Here is a 5,642-nt window from a genome sequence, read left to right on the forward strand (position 1 = left end):
GTGTAATTATCATAGTTCGTAGCATGATCCTGATTTTACTAAAAATCAAGCACCTTCAATGATCACGGGTATAGAAGCAATTTATTGAAAGGAATGTGGTTTAAAACACAAAGCGATGTCAGTGTGCAAAAAGGGCATCATCCGGCGAACTGTCGTCGAATCTATGCCCTTGATTGGTTTATCGCCATGAGGTGATGTTACTTTTTAGCGGAGCGTTGTTGTGCCTTGTAGGTGAGCTTTTGTTTTTTACGTTTTTCGATTAGATGAGCGGCCTCGCCACCGACATGAGTTTCACCACGCGCATTTGACAGTTGAACTTGTTTTTCACGCTCACGGAAGCGGGCTTTTTGCTGGTCGCTGTGCTTATCAATGCACTTCGGGCAGCTTACGCCTTTTTCGAAGTCCTGTGAGGCCTTGTCTTCTTCTGTGATAGGTAGGCGGCAAGCGTTACACACATCGTAATCGCTCTTTTCTAGCTGATGATTTACCGCAACACGGCCATCAAATACGTAGCAGTCGCCTTGCCACATGCTCTCTTCTTCTGGCACTTCTTCTAAGTACTTAAGAATACCGCCTTCAAGGTGGTAGACTTCATCAAAGCCTTGCTCTTTCATGTAGGCTGTTGATTTTTCACAACGAATACCACCTGTACAGAACATCGCGACTTTCTTGTGCTTCTTAGGATCAAGGTTGTCTGCGACGTATTGAGGGAATTCACGGAAGGTTTCTGTGTTTGGGTTTACAGCATTTTTGAACGTGCCGATGTCCACTTCGTAGTCGTTACGAGTATCAACCAGAATTACATCAGGATCAGAGATCAATGCGTTCCACTCGTTTGGCTTAACGTACGTACCCACAACGTGGCGAGGGTCGATGCCTTCAACGCCCATGGTTACGATCTCTTTCTTAAGCTTAACCTTGGTGCGGTTGAATGGTTGTTCTTCGTTGAACGACTCTTTGTAAACGACATTAGCCAAACGTGGGTCTTGCTTGAACCATTGAAGAAGGGCGTCGATAGATTCGCGCTTACCCGCAACTGTGCCGTTAATGCCTTCACTCGCAAGTAACAAAGTACCGCGAATTTGGTTGGCTTCTAGCAGCTCTGTGAGTGGTTGGCGAATTTCTTGGTAATCATCAAGTGCTACGAATTTATACAGAGCACATACAACATATTGAGACATGGTTTTTCCTTTCTGCGAGCTGGAACGTAAATCCAGAGCGGTTGCCAATTCTGATCATAGCTGGGTAATTCCACCTAGCTTGTGATGATGGCTTATTAAAATCCGTCGCAGTATAACTAAGGCGATGTAGGACAAAAACCAACCAAATCTAGGGCTATTTAACACCTCAATAAATAAGGCTTTGATGATTCATCTCACCTGCCACGTGAAGTCCTAGGCAGGTGATTGTTTGATAGCGTGTAATATGAGCAATAAAAGAAGAGACTAGAGGTGAGTGGGCAGGGTGAATTCCTGCGTTTTTGTCGTTTCCTCAAGCTGATTGAGCGTTAAACACATGGGTGTGACTGGCATTCCATAGAAGTCGAACCTATCGCCAATAACCTCTCCGCCAAGTGCTTTTACGATGTTGACGGTGGGATCGCGTGCTTCGATATGAACTTGGTCGGTTTCTTCTAGAGTCTGAACCAGCGAGTAACGCGCTAAAGCTTTGCCGATACCCAGCCCGCGGAATCGGTTGTCGACAGCAAAACGTCCCCAGTGCCATTCGCCTTCTTGTTCCCAAGCGGCCACTGCTCCTAATACGTATTCACCGGACCGTGCGAGCCACCACTTTTGGTTGATATCGGCAGAAAGAGGAATAAGGTCCTCGGGAATACTCTGTTCATCCGCAAAGGTGTCTTTAATCAGTGAATCAATTTCAGCGCGATACACAGGTGAGCACGCTTCGATCTGTATTCTGGCTTTGTTGTGAGTGGCACTTTTACGAAAGGCACTCAGTCTTAGCGCTCGCAGTCCATCAATCACATTTTGCGTATCTTCTGGGTTCATCAAGTTAAGCAATTGAGACAGCTCGTGATTAGCAGAATCATCAGCTTCTTCTAATCGGCTTAATCCTTCTTGTCTTAGATAAAACAGCTTTTGGCGCTTATCCGTTGCACTAGGCGATGTCTCGATATAGAGCTTTTCGGCCAGTGAATTGAGTGTCCTGCTTAGCGATGCCTTTTCCACACTAAGTTGAATGCTGAGCTCAGAAAAGGGAGTCGGTCCATTCTTGCGAAGGTAAGTAAGAAGGTGAACTTGTGTCAGTGATAAACCTGAATTTAGGCAGTTCTTATCCAATAACCCAAGTTCGCGAACGAGATAACGTAGCTCGCTTCTTATCTGCATAACCGATGACATATTCTCTCCATAGAAATATACGTTGATAGTATCAACGATAATGTCAAAGACAGTTTGTTGTCAATGATGTTGATACTATCAACGTATGTTGTGGCTACTTGCTCACTGGTTCTAATAACACCTTAGTCACGAACAGTCGAACCGTTGGGGCAACCACAGCCAATAACAATAATGTGGATGGAAGCATTTGACCGACAGCGGTTAGCCAAGCATCAAAAAACACGCCGCCTTGTGGAAGGTTTTTAGCGACCATGATGGCAGGCATGCTGAGTAGGGGTTTTGCGCCCATTTCAGCGAAAAGTCCAATGTGAGCCTACAGCCCTTTATTTATAAGGGCTGACAGGAATCGCTTATTCTCTAATATCCTTCTTAAGCCACCATTTCGACCATGCTATCCTCTCTCCAAGGCTCTAAGTTCTCAAGCAGTTTCTCTAGAACAATATTGTTTTTCTGAATACCAAAGGTGTAATTACCGGCAAGTTGGATATGACGCCATGCGACTGGAGATAAACCCGCTATCAGATTCACCACTTCCTGATTACCTTCTTGCTCAAACTTCTCTATCAGATTGGATAGCAAGGCCGAGTTATAATAAATGATGCAGTTAGCAATAATTCTCGCACAATCATTCCACTGATCTATCTGATAATCATTGCCTCCACGAAATTGATTTCCATTGATTGACGCAATAGCTCGACGTAGTTGGTGGTAGGCTTCGCCACGGTTCAAAGCTTGCTGGACAAACTGTCGCAGTACTTTATCGTCAACATAATCGAGTATATAGAGGCACTTAATGATTCGGTCATACTCTCTAAGTGCGGCTAATGTTCGACTGTTCTGCTTGCCGTTCGACAGCTTGGTAATGATCGTACTTTGTGTCGTTGTCTTACGACTTAACGAGCAAATGATCCTTTGAATGTTTTCCCACTCACGTTTGATTAGTGAGGTGTTAAAGGGTCGGCGCAGCTTTAATGATACGATTTCTCCATGCTCTATTTCGAACAAATCATGGAAGACATGTTTAAACTTGGCGTATCGTGGAGCAAATTGGTAACCAAATAAGTCAAGGATCGCAAAGTTGACGTTATTGACCCCATGGGTATCGGTTGCCAACGCTTTAGGCTGGATATCGCTGCTATTGTTATAGAGCAAGTCAAAAGCATGATGTCCTTCATACTCGTTAGCTGAAATGATCTTGGTGTTGACAGGTACATGGTTTGACACCAACGTCAGAGCGGATACCCCTTTGCCCTTACGGAAGTATTTTGCTGAAAATCGAGCTTTGAATGTATTGATACGACAGGCATGCTTTTGACCATCAATACTACCAAAGGGGGTTGACTCATTGATTGTGTAATGTTTAAAGATCGGAAGTTGTGCTAGGGCATCCGAAATCACATCATTGGCATCGCTTGTCGTCTCCGGCCGAATGTACCCATCATTTACGGCTCTTAGAACACCAATGGCTCGATCAGATATCGATGACATATGATGCAAGCCATAATTAGAGCCATTGCCAAAGATACAAGCGAGTAAGTCTTCTTCTCTCGCCTTACTCCCTAGCTTCTTAGTTCCGATACTTTTGAAGGCATTTAAGTAACCGGTTCTCTGATTAACGTAATCCATGATTTCGATAATACCCATATGTTGAAGTTGGTTGTAAATCGGGTTATCAAGATCGTCTTTCCAACGCTTATTAGCCAACTTCTAAGTGAGCTGATTGGTGCGAGGTTGATGGATAACAAAATCATTGGCTCCATCATTGATATTGCGGCTGACTTGAGCCATTTTGTGACGCACGGATTGTGTTAATGTCGCAAGGGTTTGCTCGATAGGAGCAATCAACTTATCTAGCCCTGTATTGGCAACAAGATTTTCATTCTTTTTCCATTCAGTTATAGGATAAGATCGTCTTCGAGACGTTTGTTTTTCGCACTTTCGTTGACAAATATATGGTTGCTATCAAGCATTCGAGAGACTTTCTGGTACAAGTAATATTCAAAACGTCGATAGTTAACGCCTTCCTTATCAACGATATAGTCTTTGTCCTGCTTAAGAAGCAACCTTTGGTCGGCAGTACAAAGGTGCTTTTCTTTTTGAAGCTCTGATTTTGCTATTTGTAATTGCGTAGAAAGTAATGTTTGACCGGGTTCACATTCAATATCTATCGCTAGAAAAAGGGGCCTAATAGAGTTTGAAATCTTTCTATATTGGCTGTCAATGTGTTGCCATTCGTACTGTCGCTTATCAAAATTTTCCTTATTTAAGTGCTGACTAATGAGCTGGATTTCATCTTTGGAGAGCTTTTCAAAGGCATTTTGCCGAATATCACCAAATTGAGTCTGGTCACTAACGGAATCATCGATAAAGAGTCTAAGGAGGTGACCGGCATGGGTCAGTTTGTCTCTTACCACTTCAAGCTCATCTGCAATCCTTTGTTTAGCAGCGACAGAGGCGGATTCCCTTTGTTTTCTGGTCACATATTGAAACGCGGTGACTAGGGCGTGTTGATCTTTCGAGCTGTTTTTTGCAGCGAGTTGCTGGGTATTTATACAAGACAGAGGCTTCGATGTGTAGCTAGCCTACATGAGAAGCCGATAACGTAGTAGAAATGACCAGCAAACGCTGCCCGAAGGGTTCGGCTAAAAGCGTTTTACTCTTTGTTGAGGGAGATTTGCTTAGAGTGACTAGGCTACTTCCCCCTCGCCGCGATTAAAACGCTTTTATCTCGAACAAAATTTAACCACGAAAGATCAACACGCCCTAGCCTTCTTTGGCCAAAAACGCATTGGCTTAGCCGGTTATTCAACATTACAAACCATGATCACGTCCGTCCTAGCCAGTGAGAGGCAGAGGACAGAGTCTATTCTCTCAAGCTCCATGTCAGATACCACTCGTATGCAACTTAAAAAAATACTGCATACCAAAGGGCGCTTGAATCAACTTTCAGCGCAGAAAGGCTCAGCGAAAGACTTCACCCCATCGGAACTTATGCGTGAAATTGAAACACACAGTACAATAAAAAGTGTGTATCAAGAGATAAAGGGGCTCATCTGTGAACTAGGGCTATCGCAAGGGAACTTAACGTACTACGCGTCTATTATTCGGCACCAATCCCTGTATAAGATCCGTCGTTTTCCTGAATGGCAAGGGATGCTATATATCGTGTGTTACTTATTTTTCCGTTATCAAGAAACGAATGATAAGTTAGGGCGTGTTGATCTTTGCTGTACATTTCGCGTTCAACAATACATCGGTAGCCACATCAACATGAATGCCAGC

General features: G+C 43.8%; 5 protein-coding genes and 1 pseudogene. 1 reads left to right on the plus strand and 5 read right to left on the minus strand.

The annotated features are described in order from the left end of the window. Nucleotides 1-197 precede the first annotated feature (197 nt). From Q1A70_RS18660 to Q1A70_RS18680, 5 genes are all read right to left on the minus strand, one after another. Entirely contained in the window at nt 198-1,181 is a 984-nt protein-coding gene (locus Q1A70_RS18660; protein ID WP_299695232.1) for a rhodanese-related sulfurtransferase, read from the minus strand. A gap of 264 nt (nt 1,182-1,445) precedes the next feature. Continuing rightward, entirely contained in the window at nt 1,446-2,360 is a 915-nt protein-coding gene (locus Q1A70_RS18665; protein WP_299695230.1) for a GNAT family N-acetyltransferase, read from the minus strand. 94 nt (nt 2,361-2,454) lie between these two features. Beyond that, entirely contained in the window at nt 2,455-2,649 is a 195-nt protein-coding gene (locus tag Q1A70_RS18670) for a DUF2798 domain-containing protein (protein ID WP_299695227.1), read from the minus strand. Between the two features lie 80 nt (nt 2,650-2,729). Further along, the gene (locus tag Q1A70_RS18675) at nt 2,730-4,064 is read right to left on the minus strand and encodes a transposase (RefSeq protein ID WP_299695224.1); all 1,335 of its coding nucleotides are present in this window, start codon (nt 4,062-4,064) and stop codon (nt 2,730-2,732) included. 191 nt (nt 4,065-4,255) lie between these two features. Next, complete coding sequence (locus Q1A70_RS18680; protein ID WP_299695221.1) at nt 4,256-4,840, minus strand: hypothetical protein; 585 nt, start codon at nt 4,838-4,840, stop codon at nt 4,256-4,258. A 418-nt stretch (nt 4,841-5,258) separates the two neighbouring features. Between Q1A70_RS18680 and Q1A70_RS18685 the strand changes: the two are divergent. Further along, a pseudogene (locus Q1A70_RS18685) lies at nt 5,259-5,642 on the plus strand (hypothetical protein); the annotation flags it as partial.

The organism is uncultured Vibrio sp. (assembly GCF_947488985.1).
GTDB lineage: Bacteria > Pseudomonadota > Gammaproteobacteria > Enterobacterales > Vibrionaceae > Vibrio.

Bases quoted from the DNA above. Each gene is read 5' to 3' on its own strand.
- Q1A70_RS18660 (WP_299695232.1), bottom strand. From the start codon at position 1,181: ATGTCTCAATATGTTGTATGTGCTCTGTATAAATTCGTAGCACTTGAT.
- Q1A70_RS18665 (WP_299695230.1), bottom strand. From the start codon at position 2,360: ATGTCATCGGTTATGCAGATAAGAAGCGAGCTACGTTATCTCGTTCGC.
- Q1A70_RS18670 (WP_299695227.1), bottom strand. From the start codon at position 2,649: ATGGGCGCAAAACCCCTACTCAGCATGCCTGCCATCATGGTCGCTAAA.